This is a genomic window from Paraburkholderia sp. J12, from assembly GCF_905220215.1.
Lineage (GTDB): Bacteria > Pseudomonadota > Gammaproteobacteria > Burkholderiales > Burkholderiaceae > Paraburkholderia.
Map to the genome: position 1 here is coordinate 356,294 of NZ_CAJMZC010000001.1, position 14,032 is coordinate 370,325.

At 66.2% G+C, this 14,032-nt stretch carries 13 protein-coding genes; 7 read left to right on the forward strand and 6 right to left on the reverse strand.

Annotated features, from left to right (window positions below):
- Positions 1–135 precede the first annotated feature (135 nt).
- The 6 genes from U5760_RS01630 to U5760_RS01655 all read right to left on the reverse strand — a co-directional run bounded on the left by U5760_RS01630 (position 136) and on the right by U5760_RS01655 (position 6,440).
- The gene (locus tag U5760_RS01630; RefSeq protein ID WP_322009142.1) at positions 136–618 is read right to left on the reverse strand and encodes a molybdenum cofactor biosynthesis protein MoaE; all 483 of its coding nucleotides are present in this window, start codon (positions 616–618) and stop codon (positions 136–138) included.
- A 20-nt stretch (positions 619–638) separates the two neighbouring features.
- A complete protein-coding gene (gene moaD / locus U5760_RS01635; protein ID WP_322009144.1) occupies positions 639–896 on the reverse strand; it encodes a molybdopterin converting factor subunit 1 in 258 nt (85 codons plus the stop codon).
- A gap of 10 nt (positions 897–906) precedes the next feature.
- Positions 907–2,157 (reverse strand): gephyrin-like molybdotransferase Glp, encoded by a 1,251-nt coding sequence (gene glp, locus U5760_RS01640; protein ID WP_322009992.1) that lies wholly within the window; start codon positions 2,155–2,157, stop codon positions 907–909.
- A gap of 189 nt (positions 2,158–2,346) precedes the next feature.
- The gene (gene thrC, locus U5760_RS01645) at positions 2,347–3,798 is read right to left on the reverse strand and encodes a threonine synthase (protein ID WP_322009146.1); all 1,452 of its coding nucleotides are present in this window, start codon (positions 3,796–3,798) and stop codon (positions 2,347–2,349) included.
- 21 nt (positions 3,799–3,819) lie between these two features.
- On the reverse strand, positions 3,820–5,151 hold the full coding sequence (locus U5760_RS01650) for a homoserine dehydrogenase (protein ID WP_322009148.1): 1,332 nt from the start codon (positions 5,149–5,151) through the stop codon (positions 3,820–3,822).
- Positions 5,152–5,192: 41 nt separating this feature from the next.
- A complete protein-coding gene (locus tag U5760_RS01655; RefSeq protein ID WP_322009995.1) occupies positions 5,193–6,440 on the reverse strand; it encodes a pyridoxal phosphate-dependent aminotransferase in 1,248 nt (415 codons plus the stop codon).
- Positions 6,441–6,862: 422 nt separating this feature from the next.
- Between U5760_RS01655 and U5760_RS01660 the strand changes: the two genes are divergently transcribed.
- From U5760_RS01660 to U5760_RS01690, 7 genes are all read left to right on the forward strand, one after another.
- Complete coding sequence (locus U5760_RS01660; protein ID WP_322009150.1) at positions 6,863–7,237, forward strand: Mth938-like domain-containing protein; 375 nt, start codon at positions 6,863–6,865, stop codon at positions 7,235–7,237.
- Between the two features lie 163 nt (positions 7,238–7,400).
- Positions 7,401–9,095 carry a glycosyltransferase family 39 protein gene (locus tag U5760_RS01665; protein ID WP_322009152.1) on the forward strand — a complete coding sequence of 565 codons (1,695 nt, stop codon included), beginning with the start codon at positions 7,401–7,403 and terminating at the stop codon, positions 9,093–9,095.
- 154 nt (positions 9,096–9,249) lie between these two features.
- Complete coding sequence (locus U5760_RS01670; protein WP_322009154.1) at positions 9,250–9,621, forward strand: EamA family transporter; 372 nt, start codon at positions 9,250–9,252, stop codon at positions 9,619–9,621.
- Between the two features lie 120 nt (positions 9,622–9,741).
- Positions 9,742–10,896 carry a DegT/DnrJ/EryC1/StrS aminotransferase family protein gene (locus tag U5760_RS01675; protein ID WP_322009156.1) on the forward strand — a complete coding sequence of 385 codons (1,155 nt, stop codon included), beginning with the start codon at positions 9,742–9,744 and terminating at the stop codon, positions 10,894–10,896.
- 63 nt (positions 10,897–10,959) lie between these two features.
- On the forward strand, positions 10,960–12,018 hold the full coding sequence (locus U5760_RS01680) for a glycosyltransferase (RefSeq protein ID WP_322009157.1): 1,059 nt from the start codon (positions 10,960–10,962) through the stop codon (positions 12,016–12,018).
- Complete coding sequence (locus U5760_RS01685) at positions 12,015–12,980, forward strand: formyltransferase (protein WP_322009159.1); 966 nt, start codon at positions 12,015–12,017, stop codon at positions 12,978–12,980. The genes U5760_RS01680 and U5760_RS01685 overlap by 4 nt, the downstream gene beginning before the upstream one ends.
- The gene (locus U5760_RS01690) at positions 12,977–14,023 is read left to right on the forward strand and encodes a bifunctional UDP-4-keto-pentose/UDP-xylose synthase (protein ID WP_322009160.1); all 1,047 of its coding nucleotides are present in this window, start codon (positions 12,977–12,979) and stop codon (positions 14,021–14,023) included. The genes U5760_RS01685 and U5760_RS01690 overlap by 4 nt, the downstream gene beginning before the upstream one ends.
- Positions 14,024–14,032 lie beyond the last annotated feature (9 nt).

Below are 14,032 nucleotides of genomic sequence, written 5' to 3' on the forward strand. Positions count from 1 at the left end.
TTATAGAGCAAAACGATGTCCGTATGCGATAATTCCGATAAATGAGGAATAATGGCGATATCGGGCTTTGATCAGGCAATAATTCCTGAATTATAAGAACAATCTTTTGCCGATGAAGCGGCCCTATTAGCGGCCCTATTCTTTGGCGCCCGAGGCATTCCCGGAAGCGATGCCCCAGCGCGCCAACGCCGCATCGTCCGTCGCGCGGGCATCGACCCAGCGCGCGCCGTGTTCGGTCTCTTCCTTCTTCCAGAACGGCGCTTCGCTCTTGAGGTAGTCCATGACGAATTCGCAGGACGCGAACGCGTCGCCGCGATGCATGGAGGTCGTGGCCACCAGCACGATCTGGTCGAGCGGCGCAAGCTTGCCCACCCGGTGAACGATCAGCACCTCGATGCCGGGCCAGCGCCGTTGCGCCTCGGTCACGATATTCTCCAGCGCCTTCTCGGTCATGCCCGGATAGTGCTCGAGCTCCATCGTCGCGACGGTGCTGCCGTCGTTGAGGTCGCGCACCGTGCCGACGAAGCACGCCACGGCGCCGATCGCCGGATTGCGCGCGCGCAGCTGCGCGACTTCCGTCGTCAGGTCGAAATCTTCGGTTTGTACGCGCACGGGCACGGTCGCTCTCCTCTACGGCCTCAGCCGCCCGTCACCGGCGGAAAAAAGGCCACCTCGCAGCCTTCGGTGATGCGCGTGCCCGGCTCCGTCATGACGTGATTGCAGGCCATGCGCAGCGCGCGGCCTTCCGTCAGCGTCTCGGCCCAGACGCCGCCGCGCGCGCGCAGCCAGCCGCGCACGTCGCCGACCGTCGCGATGCCGTCCGGCACGTTCACCGTTTCCTCGGCCACGCCCAGCGCTTCGCGCACGCTCGCAAAAAATCTCAACTGAATCTTCATGACGTCCGGCTCAATACAGCAATTCTGTGAAGGGAATGAAGCGCACCGTCTCGCCCGCGCTGATCGCGTGATTCGGCGGATTGTCGATCAGGCCGTCGCCCCAGACTGTGGAGGTGAGCACGGCCGAGCTCTGGTTCGAAAAGAGTTCCAGCCCGCCCGCCGCATTCACACGCGCGCGCAGGAATTCGTTGCGGCGGTCGCCCTTGGCCTGGGTGAAGTCGGCTCTCAGCGAGAGCGCGCGCGGGCTTACGTGCGTGGCACCGGCCAGACGCAGCAGGAACGGCCGCACGAACAGCAGGAACGTGACGAAGCTCGACACCGGATTGCCCGGCAAGCCGATGAAGAACGCCTCCCCATCCGGTGCGTCTGTCCCCTCGGCGCCGCGCCGCACGGCGCCGAACGCGAGCGGCTTGCCCGGCTTCATCGCGATCTGCCACATGGCGAGCCGCCCTTCGGCTTCCACGGCCGGCTTCACGTGATCCTCCTCGCCCACCGAAACGCCGCCGCACGTGAGAATCAGATCGTGGCCGGCCGCGGCCTCGCGCAGCGTCGCACAGGTCGCGTCGAGCCGGTCGGGCACGATGCCGTAGTCCGTCACGTCGCAGCCCAGGTTGCGCAGCAGGCCGTTCAGCGTAAAGCGGTTCGAGTTGTAGATCGCTCCGGGCTGTAGCGGCTCGCCCGGCATCGTCAGTTCGTCGCCGGTGAAGAACACGGCCACTTTCACGCGGCGCACGACGGCCAGCGTCGCACAGCCCACCGACGCCGCAAGGCCGAGCGCCTGCGGCGTGAGCCGCGTGCCCGCAGGCAGGATCACCGAGCCCTTGCGGATGTCCGCGCCCTGCGCCGTGATCCATTCGCCGGCCTTGGGCGTGTGGAGGAAGGTCACATCGCCCTCGGCGAGCTCCGTCTGCTCCTGCATGACCACTGCGTCCGCGCCGGGCGGCACCGTCGCGCCCGTGAAGATGCGCGCAGCCGTACCCGCCGCGAGCGGCTGCGGCGCGTGGCCCGCGGGAATGCGCTGCGATACCGGCAACCGGCGGCTGCCCTGCACGAGATCGGCCACGCGCACCGCGTAGCCGTCCATGGCGCTCGTGTGCATCGGCGGGACGTCGAGCGGCGACACCACGTCGGCGGCCAGCACGCGATTGAGCGCGTCGAGCGTCGGGAGGGTTTCGACGGCGGCCGGCGTTTCCTGCGGCAGACCAGTCACGGGACGGGCGGCGCCGAGCAGCGTTGCGAGGGCGTCGGCCGTAGAAAGCATCGGTGCGCGCGGCGCCGGTGCAGAAGAGGGGGAAGTGGACATCGGAGCGGCTGTCGGTTCGGCCGGCGGCCCGCAGGGTGCCGGCAACAGTGGGTCTCCCGGTATTGTAGCGGCGAGAGACGCGGCGTTGCGCCGCGTCCTCCGTATGCCGCAGATTCGGACAAACCGGGGTAGGCCCCGCGCGCCCGATCAGCCGGCCGTGTGCGCCGCGATGTAGTCCTTCACGCGCTGCGCCTCAGCGGGCACGACTTCGAAGCGCTGCGGCAGCGACTCCAGCCCCGCGAACGCGGCCGGACGCTCCGCCTCGCGATCGAGCGCTTCCCGGATCGTCTCGCCGAACTTGATCGGCTGCGCCGTCTCCAGCACCACCATCGGCACGCCCGGCTGCAGATGCTCGCGCGCCACCTTCACGCCGTCGGCGGTGTGGGTGTCGATCATCGTGTCGTAGCGTGAGTAGACGTCGCGGATCGTGGCAATACGGTCCGCGTGGCTGCTGCGGCCCGAAACGAAGCCGAACTGCTGCACGCGCACGAAGTCGCCGCTCGCCGCGAGGTCGAAGCCGCCCTTCTCCTCCACGTCGCGGAACAGCTGCGTGACGCGCGCCGGATCGCGGCCGAGCAGGTCATAAACGAAGCGCTCGAAGTTCGAGGCCTTCGAGATGTCCATGCTCGGGCTGCTGGTGTGCCACGTTTCGGCCGAGCCGCGCACGCGATAGATACCGGTGCGGAAGAATTCGTCGAGCACGTCGTTCTCGTTGGTCGCGACGACGAGCTTTTCGATGGGCAGGCCCATCATGCGCGCGATGTGGCCCGCGCAGACGTTGCCGAAATTGCCCGAGGGCACCGTAAACGACACGCGCTCGTCGTTGCTCTTCGTCGCCGCGAAGTAACCCGCGAAGTAATAGACCACCTGCGCCACCACGCGCGCCCAGTTGATCGAGTTGACCGTGCCGATCTTGTGCTGCGCCTTGAACGCGTGATCGTTCGAGACGGCCTTGACGATGTCCTGGCAGTCGTCGAACACGCCTTCCACCGCGAGGTTGAAGATGTTCGGGTCCTGCAGGCTGAACATCTGCGCGGTCTGGAACGCGCTCATCTTCTTGTGCGGCGAGAGCATGAACACGCGCACGCCCTGCTTGCCGCGCATCGCGTACTCGGCGGCGCTGCCGGTGTCGCCCGAGGTCGCGCCGAGAATGTTCAGTTGCTGACCCGCCTTCGCGAGCGCGTACTCGAACAGGTTGCCGAGCAGCTGCATCGCCATGTCCTTGAACGCGAGCGTCGGGCCGTTCGAGAGTTCGAGGAGCGACAGCTTCGCGCCGTTTTCCTCGCCGAGCGTGGTGAGCGGCGTGATCTTGCTCGCGTCCTCGCCGTGGCGCACGTTGCAGTAGGTCGCGGCCGTGTAGGTCCGGCGCGTGATGTCGCGCAGGTCGGCGGCGGGAATGTCGCCGGCGAACTTCGAGAGGATCTCGAACGCGAGGTCCGCATACGAGAGGCCGCGCCAGCGCGCAAGCTCTTCCTGCGTGATGCGCGGATAGTCGGCCGGCAGATACAGGCCGCCGTCACGGGCGAGACCGCCCAGCAGGATGTCCGAGAACGAGTGGTGCTCGCCGGCGCCCGCGCCGCGCGTAGATACGTAATTCATTGCCTTAGCCTCAAATGCGCCTTAGTTCAGTCCTTCCATGCGCAGCTTCGTCACCGCCGACTTCACCGTCGCCAGCTTCTCGATCTGCGCGATCGCCGCGTTCACGTTCTTTTCGAGCGTGCTGTGCGTGATCAGGATGATGTCGGTTTCCGCCTTGCCCTGCGCATCCACCTGCTCCGATTCCTTCTGCAGCAGCGCGTCGATCGAGATGCCGCTGTCGGCGAGGATGCGCGTGATGGCGGCCATCACGCCGGTCTGGTCGGCCACGCGCAGGCGCAGGTAGTAGCCGCTCGTGACTTCCTCGATCGGCAGGATCGGCGTGTTCGAGAGGCTGTCCGGCTGGAACGCGAGGTGCGGTACGCGGTGCTCGGGGTCGGCCGTGTGCAGGCGCGTCACGTCGACGAGATCGGCCACCACGGCCGAGGCCGTCGGCTCCGCGCCCGCGCCCTTGCCGTAGTAGAGCGTCGTGCCCACGGCGTCGCCGTGCACCACCACCGCGTTCATCGCGCCTTCGACGTTCGCGAGCAGGCGCTTGGCGGGGATCAGCGTCGGGTGCGTGCGCAGCTCGATGCCCTTGTCCGTGCGGCGCGCGATACCAAGCAGCTTGATGCGGTAGCCCAGTTCTTCCGCGTACTTGATGTCGATGGCGTCGAGCTGGCTGATGCCTTCCACGTAGGCCTTGTCGAACTGCACCGGCACGCCGAACGCGATCGCACTCATGATCGTGGCCTTGTGCGCGGCGTCCACGCCTTCGATGTCGAAGGTCGGATCGGCTTCGGCGTAGCCCAGCTCCTGCGCGCCCTTCAGGGCAGTCGCGAAATCGAGGCCGCGCTCGCGCATTTCCGACAGGATGTAGTTCGTCGTGCCGTTGATGATGCCCGCGATGTACTGGATGCGATTGGCCGTGAGCCCTTCGCGCAGCGCCTTGATGATGGGGATGCCGCCCGCTACCGCCGCCTCGAACGCCACCATCACGCCCTTCGCGCGCGCCGCCTGGAAAATCTCGGTGCCGTGGACCGCCAGCAGCGCCTTGTTCGCGGTGACGACGTGCTTGCCGTTCGCGATGGCGCGCAGCACGAGATCCTTCGCGAGCGTCGTGCCGCCGATCATTTCGGCAATGATCGAAATCGACGGATCGTCGACGACCGCGTTGAAGTCGGTCGTCAGCTCGACCGTGCCGGCCTCGGTGCCGAGCGCCGCCGCCGCCTTGGCCGGATTGCGCACGGCAATGCGCGCGATCTCGATGCCGCGGCCTGCGCGGCGTTTGATTTCTTCCTGGTTGCGGCGCAGTACCGTGAAGGTGCCGCTGCCCACCGTGCCGAAGCCCAAGAGACCTACTTTGATCGGTTCCATGCAGCGTGTGTTCGTCTAAAAGTTTGAAGGGAAAGCAAAAATCAGTTGCCGTGCTGTTTGCGGTAGCCGTCGAGGAAGCGCGCGATGCGGTTGATCGAATCGGTCAGGTCGTCCACGTTCGGCAGGAACACCACGCGGAAGTGGTCGGGCTGCTTCCAGTTGAAACCCGTGCCCTGCACGAGCAGCACGCGCTCCTGCAGCAGCAGGTCGAGAATGAACTGCTGGTCGTTCTCGATCGGATAAAGCTTCGGGTCGAGGCGCGGGAACATGTAGAGCGCCGCCTCGGGCTTCACGCAGGTCACGCCGGGAATCGCCGTGAGCATGTTGTAGGCGAGCTCGCGCTGGCGATAGAGGCGGCCGCCCGGCTGGATCAGCTCGTTGATGCTCTGGTAGCCGCCCAGCGCCGTCTGGATCGCGTACTGGCCCGGCACGTTCGCGCACAGGCGCATCGAGGCGAGAATGCCGAGTCCTTCCGTGTAGTCCTTCGCGCGGCGGCGGTTCTCGCCCGTCATGCCCGAGAGGAACATCCAGCCCGCGCGGTAGCCGCACGCGCGGTAGCTCTTCGAAAGGCTGTTGAACGTCACGGTGATCACGTCTTCGGAGAGCGAGCCGAGCGCCGTGTGCGTCTTGCCGTCGTAGACGATCTTGTCGTAGACCTCGTCGGCGAGGAGGATGAGGCCGTGCTCGCGCGCGATCGCAATCAGGCCGCGCAGGAGTTCGTCCGAATAGAGCGCGCCGGTCGGGTTGTTCGGGTTGATGACGACGAGCGCGCGCGTGTTCGGCGTGATCTTCGCGCGGATGTCGTCGAGGTCGGGCATCCACGCGTTCGATTCGTCGCAGACGTAGTGAACGGGCGTGCCGCCCGACAGGCTCACCGCAGCCGTCCAGAGCGGGTAGTCGGGCGCCGGCAGCAGCACTTCGTCGCCGTCGTTCAGGAGCGCCTGCATCGCCATCACGATCAGCTCGGACGCGCCGTTGCCGATGTAGATGTCGTCGAGCTCGACGCCCTTGATGCCCTTTTGCTGCGCGTAATGCATGATCGCCTTGCGCGCGGCGAACACGCCCTTCGAATCCGAGTAACCCGAGGAGCCCGGCAGGTTCAGGATCATGTCCTGAATGACCTCGTCCGGCGCGTCGAAGCCGAACGGCGCGAGGTTGCCGATGTTCAGCTTGATGATGCGATGGCCTTCTTCTTCGAGGCGCTTCGCGTGTTCGAGCACCGGTCCGCGAATGTCGTAGCAGACATTTTGCAGCTTGTTGGATTTCAGGATCGGTTTCAAAGCGGGCAACATCCGGTTAGTAAATTGGGCTAGATCGGGCCATATCGGGCCGCGGCGGTGATAGTGGGCACATCGGACCGATGCTGCAGCGCAACAAGGCCGATCGGGCGGGCAGGCGGTGCGCTGTGTGCCTGCCGGACCACCGGCCGGCTGTATCGGGTTGCGCCTGAGCGGCCGGCGAGACCGGGACATCGGGGGACGAGATCGTGCCTCGGGGATGCCGCAAGGCAGGCCGGACGGCACCTGGCTGCGTCCGGTCGCCGCCGTTTGCTTGTGGCTGACGGATGGCAAACGGACGGAACAAACGGGCGGCAAACAGCGCGCCGGGTGAGGAGCGCCGCAGCAGCGGCTAAAAAGTTATAATTTAGCGGATTTTGGCCGATTTCCGCAATGCGCAAGACGCCACGGCCGCGACAACCCGGAACCCCGTTTTGAAACTACACCAGGACTCGAGCGGCGCCCTCAACACCGTTACCGGCTACGGCGCCGATTACGTCGAAATCAACCTCGAACGCCACGAAAACAGCCTCATCGTCTTGCCCGACCTGCCCGTCATCCCCTGGCCGGTCAACGCGTTCGACGCCTTGACCCCCGAGCTTTTCGAGATGCTGCTCGCCCCCGCGCCCGAAGTCGTGGTGTTCGGCAGCGGCGCCCGGTTGCGTTTCCCGCACCCGCGATTGACCGCGGCACTTGCCGCGAAGCGCATCGGCGTGGAGGCGATGGATTTCAAGGCGGCCTGCCGCACCTACAACATCCTGATGTCCGAAGGCCGCCGGGTGGCTGCCGCGCTCCTGATCGAGCGCTGATCCGGCGGAACCGCGCTCGCGCCCGCTCGTGCCGGCTCGTGCCTTAACCCGCCTTAAGCCTGGCGGCCGCGCGATGACGTACACTTGCGCGCCGCCGGCGCCTCACCAGCCGCCGTACCGCCGTGCCCCGAAGAACCCCGAATGCCATAACCGCCTGGAACCCATGAACGATACGCTTTCGAGGCCCCCGCTCAACCGCGCCGCCATCCTGCTCCTGATCCTGGCGCTCGCCGTGATCTGGTTCATGCCGCTCGGCTGGCGCCACCTGCTGCCGAGCGACGAAGGCCGCTACGCCGAAATGGCGCGCGAAATGCTCGCGACCGGCGACTGGATCACGCCGCGCTACAACGGCTACAAGTACTTCGAGAAGCCGCCGCTGCAGACCTGGGCCAATGCGCTCACTTTCATGGGGTTCGGTCTCGGCGAATGGCAAGCGCGCCTCTATACCGCGCTCACGGGCTTCGCGGGCGTGCTGCTGGTCGGCTTCACGGGCACGCGCGTGTTCAACGCGGCAACCGGCTTCTTCGCAGCGCTCGTGCTCGCCACCGCGCCTTACTGGAACCTGATGGGCCACTTCAACACGCTCGACATGGCCCTGTCGTTCTGGATGGAGCTCACGCTCTGCGCCCTCCTCCTCGCCCAGCGCCCCGGTCTCGCGAAGGGCGAAGCGCGGCTGTGGATGTGGGCGTGCTGGGCCTCGATGGCGCTCGCGGTGCTCTCCAAGGGGCTGATCGGCCTGATCCTGCCCGGCGCCGTGCTCGTGCTCTACACCGTCCTCGCGCGCGACTGGGCGCTCTGGAAGCGCCTGTATCTCGTGAGCGGCCTGATCGTGTTCTTCGCGATCGTGTCGCCGTGGTTCGTCCTCGTACAGGAACGCAATCCCGAGTTCTTCAACTTCTTCTTCATCGTTCAGCAGTTCCGCCGCTATCTCACGCCCGAGCAGAACCGCCCGGGCCCGCTCTGGTACTTCGTGCCGGTGCTGCTGGTGGGCTTCCTGCCGTGGCTTTCCGTCACCGTGCAGAGCCTGCGTCATGCGCTCGCCACCCCGCGCCAGCCCAACGGCTTCGCCCCCGTCACGCTGCTGCTGGTGTGGAGCGCGTTCATCTTCGTGTTCTTCAGCACGTCGCACTCGAAGCTGATCTCGTACGTGCTGCCGGTCGCCCCGGCGCTCGCCCTCGTGATCGGCCTCTACCTGCCGCTCATGAAGCGCGAGCAGTGGCGCCGTCATCTGGGCGGCTACCTGCTGCTGTGCCTCGCGCTGGCGTTCGGCTCGTTTTATCTCACGCGTCTTGGCGACGCGCGCAACCCGAACGCGCTGTACCGCGAGTTCCAGGTGTGGGTGTTCGCAGCGGCCGCGACCGGCTTTGTGGCGACGGCCATCGGCCTGTGGCTGAACCGCGCAAAACGCACGCCGGCCACGGGCGCAGCGTCGCCCGCCGTCGCCCAGGGCGCCGCGTGGCTGCTGCTCGCGACCATCGCCGGCACGGGCCACGACGTCTTCGGCACGCTCAGTTCGGGCGCGCCGCTCGCGCCAGCCGTGCGCGCCGCCATCGCCAAGCTGCCGCCCGATACGCCCTTCTACTCGGTCGGCGTGCTCGACCATACGCTGCCGTTCTATGTGCGCCACACGATGACGATGGTCGCGGTCACGGACGAGCTGAAATTCGGCATCGACGAGGAGCCGCAGAAGTGGGTGCCGACCATCGAGGACTGGGAGCAGCGCTGGAAGGCCGAACGCTACGCGCTGGCGCTTCTCCCCGCACAACGCTACGAGGAACTCGCCGCGCAAGGTCTGCCGATGCAGGTGGTCGCGCGCGATTCCCGCCGCGTGGTGGTGGAAAAGCCCACGCAACCCTGAGCCGACCAGCCCGACGACCGGCGGCCGCCGCGCTTGAGCGATAATCGCGCCCAGGCGCCCTGCCGCCGGAGGCGATCCGGGCGGCAAAAGCAACCCGGGCGCAACCCGGGCCGCCCCAAAATCAGACCCCATAATTAGCCCAATTCGTCCGACGATGAACCCGATTTCCCTCTTTTGCATCCTCGCCGGCGTCGGCCTGAATGCCTGCGCGCAACTGTTGCTGAAAGCCGGTGTCAATGCCGTTGGACACTTCGAATTCACCCGTGCGAACATCCTGCCCATCGGCCTGAAGCTCGCCACGCAATTGCCGATCATCGGCGGGCTCGGCTGCTATGTCGTGAGCGTGGTCGTCTGGGTGGTCGGGCTCTCGCGCGTGGACGTCTCGATTGCCTATCCGATGCTCTCGCTCGGCTACGTGGTGAACGCTTTCGCGGCGTGGTATCTGTTCGGCGAGGTACTGTCCGTCCAGCGTCTTGTCGGTATCGGCATCATCCTGATCGGCGTGGTCGTGCTCGCACGCAGCTGACCCGGGCGTCTCGCGCACGCGAGACCCCTTGTAGCGGGTGGTTTCGCGCCCCACATTACAGATTCGCAAGGTGGCAATCCCGCCTTGCGCTTCGCCTCAATTTTCACGAGCCCAACACTCATGACCCAATCCAGCGTTGCGTTCCTGCCGTTCGTCAGGCCCGAGATCGACGAAGAAACCATTCAGGGCGTCGCCGACGTGCTGCGTTCCGGCTGGATCACGACCGGCCCGCAGAACCAGGCGTTCGAGGCCGCCCTCTCCGAATTCTGCGGCGGCCGCCCGGTGCGCACGTTCAATTCGGGCACGGCGACGCTCGAGATCGGCCTGCGCATTGCGGGCGTGGGCCCCGGCGACGAAGTCATCACCACGCCGGCCTCGTGGGTCGCGACGAGCAACGTGATTTACGAAGTGGGCGCGACGCCGGTGTTCGCCGACATCGATCCCGTCACGCGCAACCTCGACCTCGACAAGCTCGAGGCCGCCATCACGCCGCGCACGAAGGCGATCATCCCGGTGTATCTGGCGGGCCTGCCCGTCGATATGGACCGCCTCTACGCGATCGCCCGCCAGCACAAGCTGCGCGTGATCGAAGACGCCGCGCAAGCGTTCGGCTCGACCTGGAAAGGCAAGCGCATCGGGGCGATCGGCGACATCGTGTCGTTCAGCTTCCACCCCAACAAGAACCTCACGTCGATCGAAGGCGGCGCGCTCGTGCTGAACGACGAAGCCGAAGCCGTGCTCGCCCAGAAGTACCGCCTCCAGGGCATCACGCGCACCGGCTTCGACGGCATGGACTGCGACGTGCTCGGCGGCAAGTACAATCTCACCGACGTCGCGGCACGCGTCGGCCTCGGCCAACTCAAGCACATCGAGCGTTTCACCGAACAGCGGCGCAAGCTCGCGCGCGCCTATTTCACGCACTTCGAGGGCGGCGCCGCGGTGAAGCTGGGCGTGGGCCTGCCGGTGGCGGACTTCACGAACGGCAACTGGCACATGTTCCAGATCACGCTGCCGCTCGAAAAGCTCACCCTGAGCCGCGGCGAATTCATGGGACAACTGAAGGAGCGCGGCATCGGCTCGGGCGTGCATTACCCGGCCATCCACCTCTTCACGCTCTATCGCGAGCGCGGCTTTACGGCCGGGATGTTCCCGCACGCCGAGCGGTTCGGCGCGACCACGGTCACGCTGCCGCTCTTCACGCAGATGACCGAAGACGACGTGGCACGCGTGTGCCGCGCCGTGAATGAAATCTGCGAGCAGTACAGCCTGGGCTGACACCCCCGGCGCCCCACTGCGCCCTCTACGCACCCGCACTACGAATACGGAAAAGACGCACTCATGAGTCAAACGGAACAACGCACCTTGACCCCGGAAGCGCCGGAAGTCTCGGTCATCATTCCGGTCTATAACGAGGAAGCCGGGCTCGCGGCGCTGTTCGCGCGCCTGTATCCGGCGCTCGACCAGCTCGGCACGCCGTATGAAGTGATCTTCATCAACGACGGCAGCCGCGACCGCTCGGCCGCGATGCTCGCCGAGCAGTTCCGCGCACGCCCCGACACCACGCGCGCGATCCTGCTGAACGGCAACTACGGCCAGCACATGGCGATTCTCGCGGGCTTCGAGCAGGCGCGCGGCCAGATCATCATCACGCTCGACGCCGACCTGCAAAACCCGCCCGAGGAAATCGGCAAGCTGGTCGAGAAGATGCGCGAAGGCTACGACTACGTCGGCACGATTCGCAAGCAGCGCCAGGACAGCCTGTGGCGCCGCAAGGCTTCGCAGATGATGAATCGCCTGCGCGAGCGCATCACGCGCATCAAGATGACCGACCAGGGCTGCATGCTGCGCGCCTATAGCCGGCATATCATCGACACGATCAACCGCTGCGGCGAAATCAACACGTTCATCCCGGCGCTCGCCTACACGTTCGCGCAGAACCCCGTGGAAGTCGAGGTCGCGCACGAGGAGCGCTTCGCGGGCGAATCGAAGTACTCGCTCTACAGCCTCATCCGCCTGAACTTCGACCTCGTCACCGGCTTCTCCGTCGTGCCGCTGCAGTGGCTGTCGTTCATCGGCGTGATCCTCTCGCTCGGCTCGGCCGGCCTGTTCGTCCTGCTGCTGATCCGCCGCTTCATCATCGGCGCGGAAGTGCAGGGTGTGTTCACGCTGTTCGCCATCACGTTCTTCCTGCTCGGCGTGATCATCTTCGCGCTCGGGTTGCTCGGCGAATACATCGGCCGCATCTATCAGCAGGTGCGCGCGCGGCCGCGCTATCTGGTGCAGACCATCCTCGAAGAGCGCAACGGCGAGGCCATCGCGGCGGCGCCGCGCCAGGAGGTGGTGCAAGCCGTGCAGGCGGTACCCGCCAGCCCGGTGAGCCAGGGAGCGCAAAAGTGAAGCCGCGCGCCGTCGTATTCGCCTATCACAACGTCGGGGTGCGCTGCCTGCAGGTGCTGCTCGCAGGCGGCGTGGACGTCGCGCTCGTGGTCACCCACGAGGACAGCCCGACCGAGAACATCTGGTTCGGCAGCGTGAAGTCGGTGGCCGAGGAGCACGGCATCGACGTCATCACGCCCGCCGATCCGAAGGGCGCGGAGCTGCGCGCGGCCGTGAGCGCGGCGCGCCCCGATTTCATCTTCTCGTTCTACTACCGGCACATGCTGCCGACCGACCTGCTCGCGCTCGCCGCGCGCGGCGCGTACAACATGCACGGCTCGCTCCTGCCGAAGTACCGCGGCCGCGTGCCGACCAACTGGGCGGTGCTGCGCGGCGAGACCGAAACCGGCGCGACGCTGCACGAAATGGCCGCGAGACCCGACGCGGGCGCCATCGTCGCCCAGACGCCGGTGCCGATCCTGCCCGACGACACCGCCGCGCAGGTCTTCGACAAGGTCACGGTGGCCGCCGAGCAGACGCTCTGGCGCGTGCTGCCCGCCTTGATCGCGGGCGAAGCGCCGCACCTGCCGAACGATCTTTCGCAAGGCAGCTACTTCGGCGGGCGCAAGCCCGAAGACGGCCGCATCGACTTCGGCCAGAGCGCCCAGCAGGTCTACAACCTGATCCGGGCCGTCGCACCGCCCTACCCCGGCGCGTTCGCCGACATCGGCGGCGAGCGCTTCGTGATCGCCCGCGCGCGGCTGGTGCGCCCGGGCGCGACGCCCGCCGCGCTGGTCAAACCGGCCGGATTGCCCGTCGGCATCCACGTAAGCGATAATGCGCTATTCGCCCTCTGCGGCGACGGCCGCGCCATCGCGATCCACGAACTGCGGCACGTGTCGGGACACCCCGGAGACGGGAGAGAAACCGTCGTCACGCCCGCAGCCTTCGCCGAACTCACTTCATCCGCTTCCCGTCAATGAAAAAAGTCCTGATCCTGGGTGTGAACGGCTTCATCGGCCACCACCTCTCCAAGCGCATCCTCGAAACCACGAACTGGGAAGTGTTCGGGATGGACATGCAGACCGACCGCCTCGGCGACCTCGTCAAGCATGAGCGGATGCACTTCTTCGAAGGCGACATCACGATCAACAAGGAGTGGGTGGAATATCACGTCAAGAAGTGCGACGTGATCCTGCCGCTCGTCGCAATCGCCACGCCCGCCACCTACGTGCAGCAGCCGCTGCGCGTGTTCGAACTCGACTTCGAGGCGAACCTGCCGATCGTGCGTTCGGCCGTGAAGTACCGCAAGCACCTCGTGTTCCCCTCGACTTCCGAGGTGTACGGCATGTGCGCGGACGAGCAGTTCGACCCGGACGCGTCCGCCCTCACCTACGGCCCGATCAACAAGCCGCGCTGGATCTACGCGTGCTCGAAGCAGTTGATGGACCGCGTGATCTGGGGCTACGGCATGGAAGGCCTGAACTTCACGCTGTTCCGTCCGTTCAACTGGATCGGCCCGGGCCTCGACTCGATCTACACGCCGAAGGAAGGTTCGTCCCGTGTGGTGACGCAGTTCCTCGGCCACATCGTGCGCGGCGAGAACATCAGCCTCGTCGACGGCGGTGCGCAAAAGCGCGCGTTCACCGACATCGACGACGGCATCGAAGCGCTGATGAAGATCATCGAGAACAAGGACGGCGTCGCCACCGGCAAGATCTACAACATCGGCAACCCGACCAACAACTTCTCGGTACGCGAACTGGCGCACAAGATGCTCGCGCTCGCCGCCGAATTCCCCGAGTACGCGGAGTCGGCCAAGCAGGTGCAACTCGTCGAAACGTCGTCGGGGGCCTACTACGGCGCCGGCTACCAGGACGTGCAGAATCGCGTGCCGAAGATCGACAACACGATGCAGGAACTCGGCTGGGCGCCGAAGTCGAGCTTCGACGAAGCGCTGCGCAAGATCTTCGAAGCGTACCGGGGCCACGTGGCCGAGGCCCGCGCGCTCGTCGAGCAGCAATAACGCCGCGCG

Bases quoted from the DNA above. Each gene is read 5' to 3' on its own strand.
- moaD (WP_322009144.1), bottom strand. From the start codon at position 896: ATGAAGATTCAGTTGAGATTTTTTGCGAGCGTGCGCGAAGCGCTGGGC.
- U5760_RS01665 (WP_322009152.1), top strand. From the start codon at position 7,401: ATGAACGATACGCTTTCGAGGCCCCCGCTCAACCGCGCCGCCATCCTG.
- U5760_RS01675 (WP_322009156.1), top strand. From the start codon at position 9,742: ATGACCCAATCCAGCGTTGCGTTCCTGCCGTTCGTCAGGCCCGAGATC.
- U5760_RS01650 (WP_322009148.1), bottom strand. From the start codon at position 5,151: ATGGAACCGATCAAAGTAGGTCTCTTGGGCTTCGGCACGGTGGGCAGC.
- U5760_RS01680 (WP_322009157.1), top strand. From the start codon at position 10,960: ATGAGTCAAACGGAACAACGCACCTTGACCCCGGAAGCGCCGGAAGTC.
- U5760_RS01690 (WP_322009160.1), top strand. From the start codon at position 12,977: ATGAAAAAAGTCCTGATCCTGGGTGTGAACGGCTTCATCGGCCACCAC.
- glp (WP_322009992.1), bottom strand. From the start codon at position 2,157: ATGCTTTCTACGGCCGACGCCCTCGCAACGCTGCTCGGCGCCGCCCGT.
- thrC (WP_322009146.1), bottom strand. From the start codon at position 3,798: ATGAATTACGTATCTACGCGCGGCGCGGGCGCCGGCGAGCACCACTCG.
- U5760_RS01670 (WP_322009154.1), top strand. From the start codon at position 9,250: ATGAACCCGATTTCCCTCTTTTGCATCCTCGCCGGCGTCGGCCTGAAT.